This window comes from Exiguobacterium sp. TDN 0502 (assembly GCF_050846835.1).
Lineage (GTDB): Bacteria > Bacillota > Bacilli > Exiguobacteriales > Exiguobacteriaceae > Exiguobacterium_A.
The window spans coordinates 1-19,050 of record NZ_JBOZGJ010000001.1; the positions used below are offsets into that span (position 1 = coordinate 1).

The window sequence follows — 19,050 nt, forward strand, 5'->3', positions numbered from 1 at the left end:
TCAGAAATGGGTGACGGATATCACCTATATCCAATATGGCAGCACGACGAAATATCTTTCAACCATCATGGATCTTTTTAATAACGAAATTGTCGCCTATAAGTTATACGATTACCAACAGACACCTCTCGTCATTGATACATTGAAATTGGCATTAGAGAATCGAAATCACCCCGAGGGGGTTATCCTTCATTCAGATCAAGGAAGTGTCTATACGTCGTATGTCTTTCAAGATTTCGTCAAGAGGAATCACCTAACAAGCAGTATGTCGCGTAGAGGAAACTGTTGGGACAACGCGGTCATCGAATCGTTCCATTCCAATTTGAAGTCCGAGGAGTTTCAATACGTCAAATTCCATTCACTAAGAGACCATGAGGTCTCTGAACGTGTTATCAACTATTTGAATTACTATAACGAAGAACGAATCCAAGAAAAATTAGGCTACCTGACACCGAAAAAATACGGTGTACTGGCAGCCTAATCAAGGTGTTTTATATGTGTCTCATATCGCTAGGTCAGTCTAGCTTGCCATCAACCGGTTTTTTTATAACGCTTCGTATGTTTGAAACAATACTTCAAGCAACTTTGCTTCATCCACCGTTCGATCAATGCTCTTATGCGGTATGGCGATCCGCCTCGACAGCGTCTCGGCTGGATATACGTCAAACGTAACGTGTTCCATCTCCATTAGGTACTCGAGTATCGAATCTAGCGAAACTTCTTTTTCATATTGCCGTAACCAGTTCTCATATCGTCGATCAACTTTTCCTTCTTTAAGTAGAAGTTGCCCCCCTGCAAGAATCGCCCATTTAGGTGGCGCATCGATTTGAAAGAGCTCCAACTGTTGGTACTCCTCAAAGGATCGATTCGTCACAGGTATTACACCATTGATTGATACTAACCGTTTCAACCGTAAATGCGCGCGCATCGTCATGAAACGCTGTCGCCCCGCGACTCGCTCGACGAGTAACGTGGGTTTTGTCATCGATTGCATCGTTTTTTCGTCAAATAACAAACTGTGATCAACATCTAATAATAACATCAAGCCACTCCCTTTTTTCTGTGGGAGACGATGAATGCATACGAACTAAATAACAATATCGCTGCGAAACTGTATCCCCCGACGACATCCGAAAAATAATGGACGTTCAAAATGATCCGTGAGGCCCCCATTGCTAGGAAAAGCGCACATGTCAGGATTGAAACGATCACCTTTCCAGACCGTTTTAAATGCCGGAAAGCTACGACTAGAAATCCTGCGTAGACAGCGAATGCCATTGCCGAATGACCACTCGGAAAGCTGTACCCAACGCCTCCGACAAGTTCGTTCAATGAAGGGCGTTCTCGAACGAATGCAAACTTCACTACCTGATTCAATGCGCCTACTGCGATTGCCATCAGCACATACCAAATGCTCGCGATTCGGTCACGCCACAGCAGATAACTTAATCCCCCAAGTAAGGCAGTCATTGTCACTGCTCCAACTCCAGATCCAAGTTGTGTAAACCAAGACACATAATCTCCTGGTACCCGCTTAGACATGTACGATGACAATTGCGCATCAAACAGGAAATAGCCTGTCGTCCGGATCGAAACGGCAATGACCACGAATAGAATCATCGCTACTGAGGCACTGATCCACGCCGCTCTTGGCTGCCGCATCAGTACGTTCCTTTACGTTCTTCGAGTTCCTCGGCCGAGTAATCCTCTTTATCCCGCAAACGGTGCGCTAAACGTCCGGATGCATTGGCTGCAATTGCCGCTACGATGTCATCCATGAACGTATTGACTTTTCCGTCTCCCAGTTTCGTATCCAGCTCTTTAATGATACCTATTTTTGCTTTATCTAAATAACCGAATGTCGTGACCGCAATGGATCCGTACGTATTGACCGCACCGATCGCAATCGTCTCATCTACGCCAAATAGTCCCTCGTCACTCTGGATGATAGACAAAAGAGGTTCTGATAATAATCCCTTTTCAGCTAGGATGTCTAGCTCTGCACCAACGAGTATCGCATGTTGCAACTCCCGTTTCTCAAGTACACGTTCTACCGAACTGACACATGTCTCGATCGTCAGATCAACGGTGTAAGGTGCTTGCATCTGATACACGATTTCTGCAATCGCATGGATGGTTACCCCTCGTTCGTGTAATTTATCAATCGCTGCCTGCTTGACCTCTTTTGAATGTGTTTTCTTCATGACTGTATCCACCTCTCTAACAAAGTACTTCATTAGTATACACGTATTCCAAAGCTCCTCTCAAACTTCTTTGACATCGGCGCCAGAATCCGTCATGATTATTTTGTAAAGCGTTATCATTTCAGGGGAAAGTAGGGGATTTTCGATGAACATCGGGGTTGTATTGTTTCCATCGAAACGCGTTCAAGATTTTGCCAATTCATACCGAAAGAGATACGATTCAAAGTATGCACTGATCACGCCACACATTACGCTGCGTGAGCGTATGGAAGTGGATGAGACGGAACTAGACCGAATCGTAACGGAATTGAACCGGATTGCATCAGAGACGAAACCCGTCAATCTGCATATCCAAGGTGCACGTTCGTTTCATCCGACGAACAACGTTCTTTTTCTTAAAGTGATGCCAACGGATGAACTCGAACAATTACATCGCGCCTTGCATACTGGTTCGCTTGAACATAAGCCAAAATATGATTTCTTGCCGCACATTACGATTGGTCAAGAACTTTCAGATGTCGAACTGTTCGATGTTCTCGAACGGCTTAAGATGGAAGATATCCGTTTCCAGGAAGACGTTACAAAAATGGCTTTACTGTATGAATTAGAAAATGGTGCTTGGAGTGTATATGAGACATTCCGTTTCACAGGTCAATGAATAATCAAACTTCCCGGTCGAAGCTTCGACCGGGAAGTTTTAATTCTGGTAAAACACCATATGCATTCGCTTGTTCTTCTAAAAATTCATCGGCATCCTGTTCACGGTAAGGGTCGACGGGACGGATTGGTTGAACCCGAGCGACTGGTTCAGTCTTTAACTGTGGATCAACACGTACTTGACGGTTGACATATTGCACGACTGTGAAATCGATGGCATTCATCCTCAACACTTCCTCTCTCCTTCGGTGATGCTCATATATGCTATTTCCCCAATTGGACACAAAAAAAACCAAGCAGTCCCTCATCAGGGGGATGCTTGGCATCATTCGTACTTCTTAAAGAATATGGAACCCGCTGTCAACGTGAAGGATTTCTCCTGTTACTCCACTCGACATTTGTGAAAGCAAGAACAGTCCGCTTTGACCGATTTGTTCTGTCGTCACGTTACGGTGAAGTGGCGCACGTTCTTCGATGCTGTCGAGGATCGAGTTGAAATCACCGACACCTTTTGCTGAAACTGTCCGGATCGGACCAGCTGAGATGGCGTTGACACGAACCCCTTGCTGACCGTACTCAGCAGCGAGGTAACGCACACTTGCATCTAATGCCGCTTTTGCGACACCCATGACGTTGTAGTTCGGAACCATTTTTTCGCCGCCTAGATACGTCAATGTTATGACGGATGCATCTTCTGTGAAGAAATCCTTTGCCGCTTTCACGACTGCCGTCAGACTGTATGCTGAGATATCGAGCGCTTGTGCGAACTGCTCGCGTGTCACGCCTGAGAATTCTCCGCGGAGAGCTTCTTTATCAGCGAATGCGATCGAGTGTGCGATTCCCGAAATCTTACCGTGATCCGCATGAATCGTTTGGAAAACCTGTTCGATTTCTTCATCACTCGTGACGTCACACGTATAATAAGATGCCGGACGTGATAATTCTTGTCCTAATTTTTCAAGTGGTGCTTTAAAACGTTCCCCGACATATGTAAATGCCAGGCTTGCTCCAGCAGCATCGAGCGCACGTGCGATTCCCCATGCAATCGAGCGTTGGTTGATGACGCCCATGACGACGTACGTCTTGCCTTCGAGTGAAGGATAAATATTCATGATAAAGTCCCCCTTGAATTAGTACCTGGTAATAAAACCTATCTTCAGGTTACAAAAACGTAACGCTTCTGTCAACCATCGCTCTTGATATTGCGGATTTGATAAATTACGGTAATATAGAATGTGATAGAAAGTAGGGATGAAATGAATCGATTCAAATCATTTACACAACGATATGATTATACGTTGCTTTTTTTACTCGGTTGTCTGATGGTCATCAGTGTCATCGCGATTTATACGGCCCAGCCTTCGCTTAAAGGTGCCATCAGTGCCATCAACTTCTCGGCCAAACAAATTCAATGGTATGTCATCGGCTTCATGGCGCTATCCGTCGTCATTTTCATCGATTATGAGCAACTAAAACGATTTCACTGGTTTCTATATGGTGCGGGGATCCTATCATTGATTGGTTTGGTTATTTTCCGCGGTACCCCTATCGTCACTGAAATCAAAGGGGCATACGGCTGGTATCAGTTCCCGATCATCGGGACCGTGCAACCAGCTGAATTTATGAAGTTTTTCCTGATCGTCTCGCTTGCTGCCGTCATTTCAGAACATAACGCTAGGTATGTCCAGCACGAGCGTGATTTTTTACTCCTGATTAAGATGGTTGCTGTCACAGCGTTACCACTCGCTCTGATCATCATCCAACCCGATTTGGGAATCGGTTTGATTCTCTGTGTCATCTTGGCATGTGCGATGTTGCTATCGGGACTTAATTGGAAATGGCTACTGACGATGTTCGGTCTATTCGCAGGTTCGGTCATCATTTTCTTTTATCTGTTTTATTTCCACAACGATCTGCTCGCAACGTTCTTCCCGGGTCACGCGATGAACCGGATCATGGCTTGGCTCCAGCCTTTCGAATATGCGGATGATCTCTCGTATCAGCTCGTCCAAGCGATCAACGCAACGGGTTCCGGTCAGATGTTTGGTGTCGGATACGGAAAACTGCAAGTATTCGTACCCGAATTGCATACGGACTTCATCTTTACGACGATTGCCTCACACTACGGTTTCATCGGTGCTGCCATCGTCTTAATCGTCTTATTCCTGTTCGTATATCGTTTGATTCAAATTGCTTTAGAAACGGCTGATCCATTTGGTACCTACATCGTGACAGGGTATGTCGCGATGTTTACGTTCCAGATTTTCCAGAATATCGGGATGACGATCGGGGTCTTACCGATCACAGGTCTCCCACTACCATTCATCAGTTACGGCGGATCAACGATGATCGTTAACCTCGTCGGTCTAGGATTGATCATGGCGATTGCTTCTCAGTCACGGATTTCCATGTTCGACGAAGATTAAGCGTACATTTAAAAGGCAGCGGACCTGGTCCCCTGCCTTTTATCGTATATCCATTATTCCAATCGAAGATCCTCGGGAAGCGGTGCTTCAAATCGGACCCGCTCTCCTGTCGCAGGATGCGGAAATACGGCTGACGCGCTATGAAGCGCCTGACGCGGTAATAACGGCTCTCCGCTATACATCGTATCTCCGATCAACGGATGACCGAGAAACGCCAAATGCACACGTATTTGATGGGTCCGTCCTGTCTCGAGTCGAATATCAAGTAACGAGATCGTTTGATTAAAAGCTTCGATCGTACGGCTGTTCAAAATATGTGTGACGGCCCGCTGACCATCCGGTCGAACCATTCGTTCCATGAAAGAATGATCGGTCTGCCCGATCGGTTGATCAATCGTTTGGGCCGGTACGGTTCCTGGGGCATAGGCAAGATAATGACGCTCTATCTGATTGGCCTGTTGCATTTGACTCATCCGATGATGCGCCAGTCCGTGCTTCGCAAACAATACTAATCCGCTTGTATCCCGATCGAGTCGATTGACGATATGAATCGCATACGGAATCCCTTGTTGTCGATAATATCCAAGAACATAATTCGATAATGAGCGTTCCGGATGTAAACGTGAAGGAATCGATGCCATACCCGGCGGTTTGTTGACGACAAGTAACCAATCATCCTCAAATAAAATGTCGAGCTCGCCCTGTGTTGCTATCATATCTTCTGCCGGTGTCTCTTCCGGGAACAAGACTTGCACCTCGTCTCCTTCACGCAGTACGTCATGTACATTCACATGTTGCCCGTTCCGTAAAATATCGCCATGATGTTTGATCGACACAAGCATCTTGCGTGAAATTCCGAGACGCGTCGTACAAAAATGACTAACGCGCCAGGTGTCTTCTGCTTTTGATACGGTTTGTTGTAACTGAAATCCATTCATGTTTCCATTCCCTTTACGTACTACGTTCATGTCTTTCATCCGCCAAGAATGACTCCCGGACCCGTTTCCAAAACGGGAAAGAACGAAAACGAGCAAATTTCACTTTTTTATCGGAAACGCGGCATCGGATCGATGTCACGTTCTGATGAACGATTGAGGCATAATGATCATATGTCATCTGAAAATCAATCGGATTAACCGGTCGGATCTCGACATCATGATGCTTCGGTAATAACATCGGCGAACCAATCGTCCGGTAGACCCGGTTATTGATTGATGCCATTTCCGTGATTTGAATCGCTTCTAGGGCCGGATGAACAATCGCGCCACCGAGCGCTTTATTGTACGCTGTCGAACCGGATGGTGTCGATACGCATAACCCGTCTCCGCGAAATGTCTCGAAGTAGTCCCCCCGAATCGATAAATCGCAGACCAACGTCTGATTGAAGCTTTTAATCGTGCATTCATTTAGCGCAAGCAATTGATTGTGGGATCCGTCCGCATAATCAATTGCTAATTCAAGTAACGGATACTGGACTGTCGCCAAATCCTGCTTCGCAATATGATCGATCAGCTCATCCATTTCCTCCGGGCGCCAATCCGCATAAAATCCAAGATGACCCGTATGAATGCCGACGAGCGTGATGTCTTCCACTTGATCTAGATAGGAATGAAATGCCTGTAGCATCGTACCGTCCCCACCAATCGAGACGACGATTTCCGGTCGACTGGCGTCAAGCACACATCCCCGGTCTGTCAAAGCTTGTTCGAGTTGTTGTTTCAGCGCATGTGATCGTTCATCATCACGAGCCGTGATTGCAAAACGCATGGTCATCCCCCTACTCCTTTAGTCGTTCGGACGCTTTAGCATCACGCTGGAAGACGAGTTGTGCATCTTGTATCTCCACTTTCAGTTGACTCATCTCCGCATCGAGCAGAAATGCCGCTTCTGCTGCACGTCGCAACCGCTCACGCGTCTCTTCCGGAATATTTCCCTGATACTTATAGTTCAAGGAGTGTTCAATCGTTGCCCAAAAATTCATTGCGAGCGTTCGAATTTGAATCTCGACAAGCGTCGGGACCTCGCCTTCGATCGTCTGTACCGGGTACTCAATGATGACGTGATAAGACCGGTAGCCACTATCCTTCTTTTGGGTAATATAGTTTCGTTCTTCAACGATTTTAAAGTCACCACGCGAACGCAAGAGTTCAAGGACATGAATGATGTCGTCGACGAATTGGCACATGATTCGCAATCCGGCGATATCCTGCATATCTTGTTCTAGTGATTCACGTGCGATCGCTTTTCGCTCTGCCTTTTGAAGAATACTTTTTACCGGTTTGACCCGCCCTGTGACAAATTCAATCGGTGAATGTTCTCCCCGTTGCTGAAATTGTTTACGAATCGCTTTTAATTTGACCTTCAATTCATCGACCGCAATTTGATACGGTGCAAGAAATAAATCCCAATTTTCTTTTGTCATCTGATTTTGTCACCACTTTTAATCGAATAGTATTGGTTCAGTGCGTCTTCCTACCTCATTCATGTTATCATATTTCAAGACATTCAACTAGAAAGGCGTGATTCCGATTAGACAAGAACTGGAAATTGAATTTAAGAACTTATTGTCGGAACAAGAATATCTATCGTTATTTACCCATTATGCATCGACTAAACAACCTGTTTGGCAGGCAAATGATTATTTTGATACGCCTGACTTTGAACTCCGTCAAAAAGGTGCCGCCTTACGCATTCGGGAAAAAAAACAGGGACTTGTCCTTACATTGAAGCAACCTCAAGCCAAGGGGTTGCTTGAGACACACGTGACGCTCACGTCAGCTGAAGCAGAAGATCTGTTCAAATATGGTCTCATTCATTCAAAGGAAATGAACGCGCAATTAAAGACTTTTGAGTTACAAGGATCACTCGAACATTTAGGGCGACTCGAGACGGAACGTGTCGAAGTCGAGCTTTCTGAAGGATTACTCGTCCTCGATAAAAGTCATTATCTCGGACATACCGATTATGAGTTAGAGTTTGAGGTCACCGACTTCGAACAAGGGCAAAAGGACTTCCAGCACATCCTCATGGAACATGATATTATGCAGCGCCAGACGAAAAATAAAATTGTCCGCTTCATGGAGCGTAAAGCGCTTTCTTAATTTTTCGTGTAGGAGTGAACAAGCAAAACCTTTGCTCTTTCTTTTTTTTCGTTGCTAAAATAGGGTAACGATAACAACAGGAAGGGGTGAACGGATGGAACACGCACAATGTAACGGGTCTTATTGTTCATTGGACGAACCATCGATTCAACAACCGACGAAACCTCTGGAAATCTATCATTTTCTAGATGTGACACAAACGGATGGTTTACGGTTGATACCCGTTCTCAAGAAACTAGAATTAGAATACGGTCACCTATTCCGACTGCGGACGATCGCTACGATTCCATGTGCTCCGTCTCGGTCAGCATGTGACATGTCCCCTCTCGTGATCCTGAAAGCCATCGAGCTTCAAGGAAAAACGTTCGGCATGCGCTTCATGCGCCGTCTTCGGATGCTTCACAACGTTGAAGGAGAGAGCGCCTACAGCCGCCCTTCACTCATGCGATTGGCAGAAGCTCTAACGGAATATGGACTTGATTTAGAGGAATTCCATCGTGATGTCTCATCGGATACGATTCAGAAAATGCTTGAAAAAGAGACCGAACTCGTCACGGAATGGGACGTTCGGATTTTACCGACACTTGCATTCGTCGGTGATGAAGAGGCGATTAAAGCTGAAGGTCCTTATGAGTACCTGGTATATGTCTCGATCTTAAGTGAACTACTCGATCATACGATTGAAAAGCAGGCGAAGCCACCACTCGAACAATTCTTGAGACGGTATGAAACCGCAACAACAGCTGAAATTGCCTTTATTTACGATGCACCTGAATCGCAAATTGAGCATGAGCTTAAAAAATTGGTATTGCAGCAAAAATGCGCTTCTTTGTCTTATTGTGACGGCAAAGTATGGCGTCATTTAAAAGATTCAGCTCACGCATAATCAAGACAATCCTATAGAAAGCCGGTCGTGGAGATATCCTTTTCGACCGGCTTTTTCGTTACGGACGCAGAAAAAGCCCTCTCACACGGAGAAGGGCTTTTCTGTGATCATTGGATGGGGGAAAAAGAGAATCAATCGGGGAATGTGACCCTCTTCACAAATAAAGTATACCGTGAAGTTTTCTCTTTTTCTATGGTTTGTTCAACTTGTCACAAAGATGTCACTCTGCTAATAGTGCCTCAAATTCATCTAACACGCGTTCGAATTGACGAAGTGCCGCTTCAACAGGAGCTTTCGTCGTCATATCCACTCCGGCAGCCTTCAAGACTTCGATCGGATAATCACTAGATCCCGCTTTTAAGAAATTATTGATGTATCGCTCTACAGCCGGTTGTCCTTCTTCTAAGATTTGATCCGTCAAGGCAGCAGCAGCCGAGATGCCTGTCGCATACTGGTACACATAATAATTGTAATAGAAGTGTGGAATCCGTGCCCATTCTAAACCGATCTCCTCATCTAGAACGATTTCATCTCCGAAGTATTTTTGGTTCAACTCGTAATACGTCGACGTCAAAAACTCCGGTGTCAATGATTGACCGAGACGAGCGGCATCATGGATCGCATGTTCGAACTCAGCGAACATCGTTTGTCGGAAGAGAGTCCCACGGAACGTTTCTAATTGGTTGTTCAATAGATACAGTTTTTCTTTACGATCCGTTACTTTCTTCAGTAGATAATCGTTCAATAAAGCTTCATTCGTCGTCGAAGCAACCTCTGCGACGAAAATCGAATAATCACCGTACGGATACGGTTGCGATTTCCGCGTGTAATAGCTATGAACGGAATGTCCGAATTCATGCGCGAGTGTAAACAAATTATTGATGTTATCTTGCCAGTTCATCAAGATGAACGGCTGCGTATCATAAGCACCAGATGAGTATGCTCCGCTTCGCTTCCCACGTGTCTCACGGACATCGACCCAGCGCTCGGATAGACCTTCTTCAAGAATATGTTTGTACTCCGACCCGAGCGGTGCAAGTCCTTCGACCATCAATTGTTTTGCTTCTTCATAAGAAACCTTCATCTCAACTTCAGAAACGAGTGGTGTATACATATCGTACATGTGTAGTTCATCGAGTCCGAGTACCCGTTTTCGCAACGCGACATAGCGATGCAGTAATGGTAAATGATCGTGGACTGCTTCAACCAATCCGTCGTAGACGGATTCAGGAATCGCGTTACCGTGTAAAGCGGCTGCACGCGCTGATGGAAACTTCCGGATATCGGCATAGAAGTTATCCTTCTTGACTGAGCCAGCAAGTGTCGAAGCCAGTGTGTTCGTATACTTCGCATATGTGCCGTACATCGCTTTAAATGCGGCTTCCCGGACCGAACGGTCAGATGATTCAAGGAATGTAATGAAACGACCATGCGTCAGTTCCATTTCTTCCCCGTCCTCCCCCTTAATCTTCGGGAACGTCAGATCGGCATTGTTGAGCATTCCGAATGTCGTGCCGGATTGACCAAGTACTTCTCCCGCTTTTGCAAGAATCGCCTCTTCTGCCTCTGTCAGCACATGATCACGCTCTTGATTTAATTCATCAAACGCATGGCGGTACACCGCAAGATCCGGATTTTCATTTAAATACGATTCAATCGTTGCTTCAGGTACCGCCAACAATTCTGGTGTCATGAAAGCAAGTGTTGCTCCGATTTGCGATGCTAACGTCCGAGCACGGTCGTTCATGGCTTGGTAGAAGCTATCGGCTGTATTTTCGTCATAACGCATGTGCGCGTATGTATAGAGCTTATAAAGACGTCTAGAGACTTCGTCTCGTAGCTGCAATCCTTCATATAATGTTTCCGCACTCTGACCAAGACGTCCCTTATACTCGACGAGTAACGGGAGCATTGCTTTAATCGATTCAAACTCTTCTTCCCACGCCTCATTCGTTGCATAAATGGACTCCAAATTCCACGTTTCTGTAACGTCAACATCCTGACGTGTTAATACTTCTGCCATTTCCCTCACTCCTTTAATTCAGTTATACCTGTTTTCATTTCGACAAACAATCGATGCGCTCCTGCAAAAGCCATTCGATTCATAAGTCCAGCTCCGCTAGCCACTCCATCACGAGTTGTTCGAGTACGGACGATTCGATGGCTAGATTCATTCGATTCAAAACGTATAGAATCGCTTGTTCAAGCTTTGAAGCAGAGTATTCCCCTCTTAATTGTAAAAAGACAGCGATTTGGAACTCAAACGGATGAACTGGAAGAGCGAGCAGGTAGGTCAGGGGAAGGAACACATGAAGTGGTAACGATTGAAGTGTAAGACCTGCTTCGTAGAGTGGATTTCGTAACATTCTTGGAGGAAATGAGGAATAAAATGGGCGTTCCCGGTAACGACGGATGATTCCTTGCCATCGAATAGTTGAAAATTTCCGGGGAAATGGCAGAATATCGTTCGCAAGGAACTCCTGAAGCGATAACGGCTGGACCGTGCAGTAGACATGATGTTTGGCAAAGGGAATCGGATGTCGGAAACGGCGTAATTGATGTTGAACGACTAAATCTAAAAAGCCGTTTTGTAACAGTGCCTGGCGCATCCATCCTTGAAGTTTCAACGTGACACCGCTCGATGGATGAAACCCGATCCAGCGAACCGTCTGTCCCGCTTGTGCGTCAAGAATCGCTCGCCTTTGCCATTCAACTGCCGACATCGGAGAACGCTGAATTTCTACACCGATGTTGCGTTCCGGTATCCAGAGGTCAAAACGGCGATTTCCTGATGTCCATTCTTCCATGACAGCAAGTCCTGCCGATTTCAAAACATCCGCAACTCTTTTTTCCAGGAGGCATGCAACTGGCTCTCCCCTGTGCAAGCTGACTGATGTGCAAAATGTACTCGTTGTCCCTGTCTGACGCGCACCGGCATCAGACAGTACGGACAATGAAGAGACATCCTACGTAATTCTTGAATGGAAAACAAATGAGCGAGAATACGTTTTCCAGAGACATCGACTGCTTCGAACATATGAATCGTCCTCCTTCGTCAGAGTAACGGTGAGAACAAACGTGAGACGGATTCAATCAGACGGCGACGTAACGGGCGACGATGAAATAAATCAGCATCGACTTGCGTTGAATGGATGAAATCTTCGTAAAAATCACGGGTCAGTTCGTGAACGGAGTTCGTTCCATATAAAAATGCATTCACTTCAAAGTTTAGATGAAAGCTGCGTAAATCCATATTCGCTGTACCGATGGTGGCAATGGCATCATCGACGACGATGACCTTCGAATGCATGAATCCCTTGTGATATTCATAGATTTTCACACCAGCTTGAAGCAAATCATCAAAATAAGAACGACTGGCATAAAAGACGATCTTATGGTCCGGAAAGCTAGGTAAAAGGATCCGGACGTCAATCCCTGCCATGGCAGCCGTTTTCAGAGCAGTCATGAGGTCTTCGTCTGGGATTAAATAAGGGGAAGCAATGTAGACGGATTCACGGGCTTCTGTGATCAATCCGAAGTAAAGAGATTTCATTGCTTCATGCGGCTCATCGGGTCCGCTTGCAATGATTTGAACACCACCTGTCGCCTCTTCGACATATTCAAGCGGCTCCATATAGAACGGTGTAAATAACCGTTCCCCTGTCATGTAGTACCAATCCTGTAAAAAAATCAATTGTAGTTCAGAGACAGCTTCTCCCCGGACAAGGAGATGGGTATCGCGCCAAAAACCGAAATGTTGATCGCGACCGATGTATTCATCCCCGATGTTGATTCCACCTGTGAAGGCGACTGTTCCGTCGATGACGACGATTTTCCGGTGATTACGATAGTTCGATTTACTCGAGATGAACGGCAAGACTACGGGGAAAAAGGCGCGAACCTCGATACCAGCTGCCTGCATCTGTTTAAAGAAATGTTTATCTGTCGAAAAACAACCAACTGCATCATAAAGAAAACGAACTTCCACTCCTTCTTTCGCCTTTTGAATCAATGCTGCTTGTAATTGAAGGGCAAGCTCATCATCGCGTACGATGTAATACTGTAAATGAATGTGATGTTGTGCTTGACGGATCGCTTCAAGAAGGACTGGAAACTTTTCCTGACCATTCGTCAAGATCCTCGTATGCGTATTATACGAGATCGGAAGGCGGCTGATTGAATCGATAAGTGTCACAACCTTCTCGTAACGTCCTTCTTGGAACACTGATTGGTGTATCCCTGTCTTAAACTGGGTACGATATTTAATGTATGACTCTTCATCTAGCATTGCCTTTAAGCGAAACATCCGTTTTCGACGGTAGTTTTGACCGAATGTGAAATAGACGAATACTCCAACGACAGGCAACGCCATCATGACGAGTGCCCAGACAAGAGTTCGTTCTGGATTCCGATTTTCAAGCAGGATAATGACAAACACACTCATGACGACCAAGATGATGACGATGGATAGCCATCCTACCATGTAGACACTCCAGTAGTAGGATAAAAAGGCGATCAAGCCGATGGTCAAGATGAGGGTCATGAGAAGTTGAACACGTCGTAACATGAATCCCCCTCCTTCTTATGTAGTAGATCACATTGAAAAATTGATGACAGAAAGGATGCATTGATATGGGTACGTATATTATTACGGGTGCAACAAGCGGAATCGGAGAAGCCACTGCTCTGCAACTCATTCAGGAAGGACATACCGTCCTCGCGATCGGTCGGAACGAAGAAAAAGGATCGCAACTTGAAAAAAGCGGTGAAGGACGTCTTTATTTCTTCCCTGTCGACTTAGCAGATTCCTCTGCCATCGATACGTTCTTCGATAAAACGAAGGACGACTTCCCCGAGATTGAAGGGATTTTCAACAATGCGGGAACCTTCGGAAAACCGGTTGCCCCTGAACGTGTCACCGATCAACAAAAAGAAGTGTTCCAGGTGAATTATCATGCGCCGGAGCGCATCATTCAATTAGCTACAAAACGCTTCTCCAAAGGTGCGTCCATCGTCAACAATAGTGCCATCGTAGGTCACGTTAAGTTCCCAGCAATGCTATTGCCTTATGCTTCATCTAAGAGTGCTCTACTGACGCTGACGAAGACCTATGCAGCACGGTTCCATGGTAAGTACCGGTTTAACGCCATTTGTCCCGGTCCCGTAGATACAGCGCTTAGTCACGCGTTATATGGCGGGAAAGATAAATTTGATTTGGCGATGAAACATCACCTTCGGGGTGAGCCTGCACAACCTGCTGAGATTGCAGAAGTCGTCTGCTTCTTGCTATCTAGTAAAGCGAGCTATATCAATGGACAAGCACTCGTTGTAGACGGTGGCTATACCCTCACTTAATATCAGAACAAAAGGAGGTATCACATTACGTGATCCTCCTTTTATTTGCACTTCTGACCTCAGTTCGGAAAATGTTTCCGAATAAACGGGAAAACATCGGATGCAATGATCTGTTTTCCGTACTCGGCTACAGGATGAATCGTCTGCTCACTGAAGTGAAGATACTCCGCAATTAAACTCATGACGTTCTCTTGTTCTTCTACGTTCACATCATCTTCGAAATGAACATGCAGTAAATAGAGTCCATCCTTTTGATAAAGCGCTGTTTCGAGTTCTTCGAATACCGGAGCATTCGCATATTGACTCAGCGCGATGATATGTTCGAAATCGCGAGTTTCAAATAAAACATCTTGGCTTAACTCTGTATCTTTATCTTCTGTCTCAGACATCGCTGATCGTAAAAGTGAATCGAGTTCGTCTTCATCGACTTGCTCACCATCAACTGCATTTTTCGCGATCGTTACCGTGACTTCAAGACCTTTTTCAAAAGCTTGCACTTGTATCCATAGTGGACCTTCGAAGGAGATGGACTCTTTTTCATTCGCTTCGTCCATCATCTGCCAGAATAACTGTTCTCCCCGTTCCCGGTTGTACCAAATCTCATCTCGGGCAAAACCACGGCGTTCGATGTCGGTGTACGTGATGAAGAACTTGACCGTATTGTCATTGACGCGTTCGATTTTCAATCTGTCCACTCCTTTCTTCTCGTTCCTTATCTAGAATACGAACGAGGACATGACTTGGATTCATACTTTTGAATCCCAAGGATATATTTCTATTCCTTTGTTATCTTTATTTTAACCTTTTTTATCGGTAACAAAAAGCACACTGCTCACGAAGCAGCGTGCTTTTTAAAATTACTCGTTTACAAGACGCTGAGCTTCCAAAAGTTGGAACGTACGCACCTTGCGTGGTAAGAATCGACGAATCTCATCTTCGTTATATCCAACCTGAAGACGTTTTTCGTCAATCAAAATCGGGCGACGCAACAATCCAGGATATTCTTGGATTAAATCATATAAATGTTGCAACGACAGATTCTCAACAGACACATCCAGTTTCGAAAAGACTTTTGAACGGGTTGAAATGATTTCATCCGTTCCGTCTTCCGTCATACGAAGAATCTGTTTGATTTCATCGAGCGACAACGGTTCTGAAAAAATATTACGTTCTACGAACGGGATTTCATGTTCTTCAAGCCACGCGCGTGCTTTCCGACAAGAAGTACAACTTGGTGAAGTATAGAGTGTTACCATTGAAAAACATCCTCCCCCTGATTTAACATCATGTCCGTACCTATGTGAATACGCAGATACGATGATGGTTCTATTACTTGACAGTTTACATCTAAAACAGCTGAAAACCTAGCTTTTTTTATAAAGATGAAAGAACTTTTCGTAAAAAAGCTTGTTAAAGCCATCACGTGGCTTTAACAAGCTGGCGTGTGATCAAAGGGCTGAGAAATCGTCTCTTTTGCTTTAGGAAGTTTCATCTCTTTCAGTTTTTTCTCTAAAATATCCCGCAAAAGGCGCTTCTTCAGCTTTTTCTTTTTGTCACGTTCTTTCATATTCCGACACCCCACTCGGCCCGAAACAGAACTAACAACCTACGAAAGTGAATAAATCATCTTCTACATTAGTAAGTATACCACGTATCTTAAAATTCTATTCCTACTTTCAGCAATTAAATATGTGAGATTGTCGAGTCTTTGATTTAAAACAGTTGCAATTCTTTTCATTTTTCTGTAGAGTGTATAGAAATATCAACTGCAGGAAGGAGCCTTTCATTTTATGTCACTTACGTTAGTTACGATTCTTGATCATCCGATTGCTCAAAAATATTTATCGCGCTCCGGTTTAAATCATGCGATTTCAGTCGCTGAACGTGCGTTGACGCTCGCTACACAACGTGGACTAGATGCAGATACCGCAACCAAGGCGGCGCTCTTGCATGATATTGGTCATTACGAATGGTATACCGATGGCACGTGGAATTACGATTTATACCGTCAAAACGATATTCATGCGATCAAAGGAGCAGAACGTGCTCATAAATTACTGATTCGCCTCGGCGAAGAACCGGCCCGTGCAAAAGAAATCGCACTTGCTGTCCTCTTGCATACGGACTCTTATCTTCCACCAGGTGCGATTAATCGGACACCGTTACAACAACTCGTTCACGATGCGGATACGCTTGAAGAGCAACCAGGTGGATTGCATCATTATGAAAAGATTGACTTTGAAGAAGCGATGCGGCGTCTAGATGCAATCGATGCTGTCGTTCATCGTTTCGCGCACCTCCCACGAATTGCATCAGAACATTAAAAGGCATTTCCACAACTGATGTGGAAATGCCTTTTTAGATTGCGATTAGACGAGTTGTGCTTGATATGCTTCAAGTTCTGCTTCTGTCATCGAGACATAATGACCCGGCTCGATTTCACGAAGTGGCGGAATACTTGAATCCTCATTCGATTTCCCAACAGGACCAGTTGTCGGACGATCATAGACAATCCGTTTACGTGTCCGCTCATGCTCTGGATCCGGAAGCGGAATCGCAGATAAAAGTGATTTCGTATACGCATGAACTGGATTCTCATATAGACGATCCGCGTCACACAATTCAACGAGGTGACCTTGATACATAACGCCGATCCGGTCTGAGATATACTTGACCATCGATAAATCGTGGGCGATGAACAAATATGTCAGGCTGCGGTCGCGTTGTAATTGTTTCATCAAGTTGACAACCTGTGCTTGAATCGATACATCCAGTGCCGAGATCGGCTCATCGGCAATGATGAAGTCCGGCTCTACAGCGAGTGCACGTGCGATCCCAATCCGTTGACGCTGTCCACCCGAGAATTCGTGCGGGTAACGGCTCGCGTGTTCTTTCGTCAAACCGACAGTCTCAAGCAAATCATATACACGGTTGTTGCGCTCCTCTTTCGAGTTCGCTAAGCCATGGATATCGATTCCTTCAGCAATGATATCACCGACTGTCATCCGTGGATTAAGAGAAGCATATGGATCCTGGAAGATCATTTGCATCGCACGGTTGAATTTCAGCTTATCCTTACGCGATTTTTTACCATGAACGTTTTCACCTTTAAAGATGACTTCGCCGTCTGTCGCTTCATATAAGCCGATGATCGAGCGACCAGTCGTCGACTTACCACAGCCCGATTCTCCAACGAGACCAAGTACTTCACCCTCATAGATATCGAATGAAAGACCGTCGACTGCTTTAACGACACGACCACGACCAATATTGAAATGTTGCTTCAGGTTTTTTACTTCGAGTAGTTTATTACGGTTTTCCATTATTTCAGACCGCCTTTCAGAAGCGATTTCGAGAACACGCTGTCCGGACGGTATTTTAATGCCAAGTCACGGATTGCAGCAGGTGGTTCGACGTATGGTGCTTGTGGATGAAGTAACCACGTCGCCGCTTCGTGTGTATCTGTGATTTTGAAGAATGGTGGTTCCTTTTCAAAATCAATCTTCATTGCATACTTGTTCCGCGGTGCGAATGCATCACCAACCGGCGGATGTAACAAGTTTGGAGGAGTTCCCGGAATGGCCGGAAGATCTTGCGAACGATCGTCTGATGGACGCGGCATCGAACCAAGCAGTCCCCACGTATACGGATGACGCGGTTCGTAGAAAATCTCATCGACCGTACCTTTTTCAATCAATTTACCAGCATACATGACGGCTACACGATCTGCCATGTTCGCTACGACACCTAAATCGTGCGTGATGAAGATGATTGCTGTACCCGTCTTTTGTTGAATGTCTTTCAACAACTCAAGGATTTGCGCTTGGATTGTAACATCAAGTGCAGTCGTCGGCTCATCGGCAATCAATACTTTCGGATTACATGCAAGGGCAATCGCGATGACGATCCGCTGACGCATTCCACCTGATAGTTGGTGCGGGTATTGCTTTAGACGCGCTTCCGGATTCGGAATCCCGACGAGTGTCAGAAGTTCGAGTGTCCGTTTTTTCGCTGCGTCGCCTGTTAATCCTTGGTGACGTTTTAACCCTTCAGCAATCTGTTTGTAGATTGTCATCGTCGGGTTCAGCGATGTCATCGGATCTTGGAAGATCATCGCGATGTCGCGCCCGCGAACTTTCTGCATTTCTTTATCCGAAAGCTTAACTAAATCACGACCTTCAAACAGGATTTCTCCTTGTGTGATTTCACCCGGTGGGTTCGGAATCAAGCGCATGATGGCTTTTGAAGTAACCGATTTCCCAGAACCGGATTCACCAACGATTGCGAGTGTTTCCCCTTTTTTTAAATCAAACGATACTCCGCGGACGGCTTGAACCGTCCCGGCGTACGTATGGAAAGCGACATTCAGGTCGCGAACTGACAAAATTGTTTCCATTGTGGATGAGCTCCTCTCTAATCTA

24 protein-coding genes are annotated in these 19,050 nt (G+C 45.3%); 7 read left to right on the top strand and 17 right to left on the bottom strand.

Annotated features, from left to right (window positions below; genetic code table 11):
• Window positions 1–481: IS3 family transposase (locus tag ACRPK8_RS00005; RefSeq protein WP_432236367.1), on the top strand; the 481-nt coding region annotated here is incomplete at its 5' end.
• A gap of 63 nt (window positions 482–544) precedes the next feature.
• Here ACRPK8_RS00005 and ACRPK8_RS00010 read toward each other — a convergent pair.
• Genes ACRPK8_RS00010 through ACRPK8_RS00020 form a run of 3 tightly spaced genes read right to left on the bottom strand, consistent with a single transcriptional unit; the run spans window position 545 to window position 2,204 of the window.
• Complete coding sequence (locus ACRPK8_RS00010) at window positions 545–1,042, bottom strand: hypothetical protein (RefSeq protein WP_432236368.1); 498 nt, start codon at window positions 1,040–1,042, stop codon at window positions 545–547.
• The gene (locus tag ACRPK8_RS00015) at window positions 1,042–1,662 is read right to left on the bottom strand and encodes a phosphatase PAP2 family protein (protein WP_432236369.1); all 621 of its coding nucleotides are present in this window, start codon (window positions 1,660–1,662) and stop codon (window positions 1,042–1,044) included. Before ACRPK8_RS00015 ends, ACRPK8_RS00010 begins: the two co-directional genes overlap by 1 nt.
• Window positions 1,662–2,204 carry a phosphatidylglycerophosphatase A family protein gene (locus ACRPK8_RS00020; RefSeq protein ID WP_432236370.1) on the bottom strand — a complete coding sequence of 181 codons (543 nt, stop codon included), beginning with the start codon at window positions 2,202–2,204 and terminating at the stop codon, window positions 1,662–1,664. The genes ACRPK8_RS00015 and ACRPK8_RS00020 overlap by 1 nt, the downstream gene beginning before the upstream one ends.
• 145 nt (window positions 2,205–2,349) lie before the next feature.
• Between ACRPK8_RS00020 and ACRPK8_RS00025 the strand changes: the two genes are divergently transcribed.
• Window positions 2,350–2,862, top strand: a complete 513-nt coding sequence (locus ACRPK8_RS00025) for a YjcG family protein (RefSeq protein ID WP_432236371.1) — start codon at window positions 2,350–2,352, stop codon at window positions 2,860–2,862.
• A gap of 4 nt (window positions 2,863–2,866) precedes the next feature.
• Here ACRPK8_RS00025 and ACRPK8_RS00030 read toward each other — a convergent pair whose 3' ends face one another.
• Together ACRPK8_RS00030 and fabI are read right to left on the bottom strand one after the other, a co-directional pair.
• A complete protein-coding gene (locus ACRPK8_RS00030) occupies window positions 2,867–3,085 on the bottom strand; it encodes a hypothetical protein (RefSeq protein ID WP_432236372.1) in 219 nt (72 codons plus the stop codon).
• A gap of 114 nt (window positions 3,086–3,199) precedes the next feature.
• Window positions 3,200–3,973: an enoyl-ACP reductase FabI gene (fabI, locus tag ACRPK8_RS00035; RefSeq protein ID WP_029342212.1), complete on the bottom strand. Its 774-nt coding sequence runs from the start codon at window positions 3,971–3,973 to the stop codon at window positions 3,200–3,202.
• Between the two features lie 144 nt (window positions 3,974–4,117).
• Here fabI and ACRPK8_RS00040 point away from each other — a divergent pair, with 144 nt between their 5' ends.
• The gene (locus ACRPK8_RS00040) at window positions 4,118–5,287 is read left to right on the top strand and encodes an FtsW/RodA/SpoVE family cell cycle protein (RefSeq protein ID WP_432236373.1); all 1,170 of its coding nucleotides are present in this window, start codon (window positions 4,118–4,120) and stop codon (window positions 5,285–5,287) included.
• A gap of 53 nt (window positions 5,288–5,340) precedes the next feature.
• On the opposite strand, the gene ACRPK8_RS00045 is transcribed toward ACRPK8_RS00040, so the two are convergent.
• Genes ACRPK8_RS00045 through ACRPK8_RS00055 form a run of 3 tightly spaced genes read right to left on the bottom strand, consistent with a single transcriptional unit; the run spans window position 5,341 to window position 7,709 of the window.
• Window positions 5,341–6,225 (bottom strand): RluA family pseudouridine synthase, encoded by an 885-nt coding sequence (locus ACRPK8_RS00045; protein ID WP_432236374.1) that lies wholly within the window; start codon window positions 6,223–6,225, stop codon window positions 5,341–5,343.
• Window positions 6,226–6,238: 13 nt separating this feature from the next.
• Window positions 6,239–7,054 (bottom strand): NAD kinase, encoded by an 816-nt coding sequence (locus ACRPK8_RS00050; RefSeq protein WP_432236375.1) that lies wholly within the window; start codon window positions 7,052–7,054, stop codon window positions 6,239–6,241.
• A 10-nt stretch (window positions 7,055–7,064) separates the two neighbouring features.
• Complete coding sequence (locus ACRPK8_RS00055; RefSeq protein WP_432236376.1) at window positions 7,065–7,709, bottom strand: GTP pyrophosphokinase; 645 nt, start codon at window positions 7,707–7,709, stop codon at window positions 7,065–7,067.
• 118 nt (window positions 7,710–7,827) lie between these two features.
• Here ACRPK8_RS00055 and ACRPK8_RS00060 point away from each other — a divergent pair, with 118 nt between their 5' ends.
• Window positions 7,828–8,388, top strand: coding sequence for a CYTH domain-containing protein (locus tag ACRPK8_RS00060; protein ID WP_432236886.1), 561 nt, complete (start codon window positions 7,828–7,830; stop codon window positions 8,386–8,388).
• A gap of 94 nt (window positions 8,389–8,482) precedes the next feature.
• Complete coding sequence (locus tag ACRPK8_RS00065; RefSeq protein ID WP_432236377.1) at window positions 8,483–9,274, top strand: DsbA family protein; 792 nt, start codon at window positions 8,483–8,485, stop codon at window positions 9,272–9,274.
• 220 nt (window positions 9,275–9,494) lie between these two features.
• Here the strand turns inward: ACRPK8_RS00065 and pepF are convergent, their stop codons facing one another.
• The 4 genes from pepF to cls all read right to left on the bottom strand — a co-directional run bounded on the left by pepF (window position 9,495) and on the right by cls (window position 13,841).
• Complete coding sequence (pepF, locus tag ACRPK8_RS00070; RefSeq protein WP_432236378.1) at window positions 9,495–11,297, bottom strand: oligoendopeptidase F; 1,803 nt, start codon at window positions 11,295–11,297, stop codon at window positions 9,495–9,497.
• A gap of 79 nt (window positions 11,298–11,376) precedes the next feature.
• The gene (locus ACRPK8_RS00075) at window positions 11,377–12,105 is read right to left on the bottom strand and encodes a competence protein CoiA family protein (RefSeq protein ID WP_432236379.1); all 729 of its coding nucleotides are present in this window, start codon (window positions 12,103–12,105) and stop codon (window positions 11,377–11,379) included.
• Window positions 12,102–12,311, bottom strand: a complete 210-nt coding sequence (locus tag ACRPK8_RS00080; protein WP_432236380.1) for a competence protein CoiA family protein — start codon at window positions 12,309–12,311, stop codon at window positions 12,102–12,104. Before ACRPK8_RS00080 ends, ACRPK8_RS00075 begins: the two co-directional genes overlap by 4 nt.
• Window positions 12,312–12,329: 18 nt before the next feature.
• Window positions 12,330–13,841, bottom strand: coding sequence for a cardiolipin synthase (gene cls / locus ACRPK8_RS00085; protein WP_432236381.1), 1,512 nt, complete (start codon window positions 13,839–13,841; stop codon window positions 12,330–12,332).
• A gap of 65 nt (window positions 13,842–13,906) precedes the next feature.
• Between cls and ACRPK8_RS00090 the strand changes: the two genes are divergently transcribed.
• Window positions 13,907–14,629 carry an SDR family NAD(P)-dependent oxidoreductase gene (locus tag ACRPK8_RS00090; protein WP_432236382.1) on the top strand — a complete coding sequence of 241 codons (723 nt, stop codon included), beginning with the start codon at window positions 13,907–13,909 and terminating at the stop codon, window positions 14,627–14,629.
• Between the two features lie 59 nt (window positions 14,630–14,688).
• On the opposite strand, the gene mecA is transcribed toward ACRPK8_RS00090, so the two are convergent.
• From mecA to ACRPK8_RS00105, 3 genes are all read right to left on the bottom strand, one after another.
• Window positions 14,689–15,315: an adaptor protein MecA gene (mecA, locus tag ACRPK8_RS00095; protein ID WP_432236383.1), complete on the bottom strand. Its 627-nt coding sequence runs from the start codon at window positions 15,313–15,315 to the stop codon at window positions 14,689–14,691.
• Window positions 15,316–15,486: 171 nt separating this feature from the next.
• Window positions 15,487–15,885 (bottom strand): transcriptional regulator SpxA, encoded by a 399-nt coding sequence (gene spxA / locus ACRPK8_RS00100; protein ID WP_012370920.1) that lies wholly within the window; start codon window positions 15,883–15,885, stop codon window positions 15,487–15,489.
• Window positions 15,886–16,058: 173 nt separating this feature from the next.
• Complete coding sequence (locus ACRPK8_RS00105) at window positions 16,059–16,196, bottom strand: hypothetical protein (protein WP_023468890.1); 138 nt, start codon at window positions 16,194–16,196, stop codon at window positions 16,059–16,061.
• A gap of 223 nt (window positions 16,197–16,419) precedes the next feature.
• On the opposite strand from ACRPK8_RS00105, the gene ACRPK8_RS00110 reads away from it, so the two are divergent.
• Window positions 16,420–16,953 (top strand): HD domain-containing protein, encoded by a 534-nt coding sequence (locus ACRPK8_RS00110; RefSeq protein ID WP_432236384.1) that lies wholly within the window; start codon window positions 16,420–16,422, stop codon window positions 16,951–16,953.
• 45 nt (window positions 16,954–16,998) lie between these two features.
• On the opposite strand, the gene ACRPK8_RS00115 is transcribed toward ACRPK8_RS00110, so the two are convergent.
• Window positions 16,999–17,952, bottom strand: a complete 954-nt coding sequence (locus ACRPK8_RS00115) for an ABC transporter ATP-binding protein (RefSeq protein WP_432236385.1) — start codon at window positions 17,950–17,952, stop codon at window positions 16,999–17,001.
• Window positions 17,952–19,025, bottom strand: a complete 1,074-nt coding sequence (locus tag ACRPK8_RS00120) for an ABC transporter ATP-binding protein (protein WP_432236386.1) — start codon at window positions 19,023–19,025, stop codon at window positions 17,952–17,954. Before ACRPK8_RS00120 ends, ACRPK8_RS00115 begins: the two co-directional genes overlap by 1 nt.
• Between the last annotated feature and the right edge of the window lie 25 nt (window positions 19,026–19,050).

What these genes read in the sequence shown, in the direction of transcription:
- fabI (WP_029342212.1), bottom strand. Translation starts at nt 3,973, where the DNA reads ATGAATATTTATCCTTCACTCGAAGGCAAGACGTACGTCGTCATGGGC.
- pepF (WP_432236378.1), bottom strand. Translation starts at nt 11,297, where the DNA reads ATGGCAGAAGTATTAACACGTCAGGATGTTGACGTTACAGAAACGTGG.
- ACRPK8_RS00115 (WP_432236385.1), bottom strand. Translation starts at nt 17,952, where the DNA reads ATGGAAAACCGTAATAAACTACTCGAAGTAAAAAACCTGAAGCAACAT.
- ACRPK8_RS00030 (WP_432236372.1), bottom strand. Translation starts at nt 3,085, where the DNA reads ATGAATGCCATCGATTTCACAGTCGTGCAATATGTCAACCGTCAAGTA.
- ACRPK8_RS00010 (WP_432236368.1), bottom strand. Translation starts at nt 1,042, where the DNA reads ATGTTATTATTAGATGTTGATCACAGTTTGTTATTTGACGAAAAAACG.
- ACRPK8_RS00105 (WP_023468890.1), bottom strand. Translation starts at nt 16,196, where the DNA reads ATGAAAGAACGTGACAAAAAGAAAAAGCTGAAGAAGCGCCTTTTGCGG.
- ACRPK8_RS00020 (WP_432236370.1), bottom strand. Translation starts at nt 2,204, where the DNA reads ATGAAGAAAACACATTCAAAAGAGGTCAAGCAGGCAGCGATTGATAAA.
- spxA (WP_012370920.1), bottom strand. Translation starts at nt 15,885, where the DNA reads ATGGTAACACTCTATACTTCACCAAGTTGTACTTCTTGTCGGAAAGCA.
- ACRPK8_RS00040 (WP_432236373.1), top strand. Translation starts at nt 4,118, where the DNA reads ATGAATCGATTCAAATCATTTACACAACGATATGATTATACGTTGCTT.
- ACRPK8_RS00055 (WP_432236376.1), bottom strand. Translation starts at nt 7,709, where the DNA reads ATGACAAAAGAAAATTGGGATTTATTTCTTGCACCGTATCAAATTGCG.
- ACRPK8_RS00045 (WP_432236374.1), bottom strand. Translation starts at nt 6,225, where the DNA reads ATGAATGGATTTCAGTTACAACAAACCGTATCAAAAGCAGAAGACACC.
- ACRPK8_RS00120 (WP_432236386.1), bottom strand. Translation starts at nt 19,025, where the DNA reads ATGGAAACAATTTTGTCAGTTCGCGACCTGAATGTCGCTTTCCATACG.
- ACRPK8_RS00065 (WP_432236377.1), top strand. Translation starts at nt 8,483, where the DNA reads ATGGAACACGCACAATGTAACGGGTCTTATTGTTCATTGGACGAACCA.
- ACRPK8_RS00080 (WP_432236380.1), bottom strand. Translation starts at nt 12,311, where the DNA reads ATGTTCGAAGCAGTCGATGTCTCTGGAAAACGTATTCTCGCTCATTTG.
- ACRPK8_RS00015 (WP_432236369.1), bottom strand. Translation starts at nt 1,662, where the DNA reads ATGCGGCAGCCAAGAGCGGCGTGGATCAGTGCCTCAGTAGCGATGATT.
- ACRPK8_RS00110 (WP_432236384.1), top strand. Translation starts at nt 16,420, where the DNA reads ATGTCACTTACGTTAGTTACGATTCTTGATCATCCGATTGCTCAAAAA.
- ACRPK8_RS00090 (WP_432236382.1), top strand. Translation starts at nt 13,907, where the DNA reads ATGGGTACGTATATTATTACGGGTGCAACAAGCGGAATCGGAGAAGCC.
- cls (WP_432236381.1), bottom strand. Translation starts at nt 13,841, where the DNA reads ATGTTACGACGTGTTCAACTTCTCATGACCCTCATCTTGACCATCGGC.
- ACRPK8_RS00050 (WP_432236375.1), bottom strand. Translation starts at nt 7,054, where the DNA reads ATGCGTTTTGCAATCACGGCTCGTGATGATGAACGATCACATGCGCTG.
- ACRPK8_RS00025 (WP_432236371.1), top strand. Translation starts at nt 2,350, where the DNA reads ATGAACATCGGGGTTGTATTGTTTCCATCGAAACGCGTTCAAGATTTT.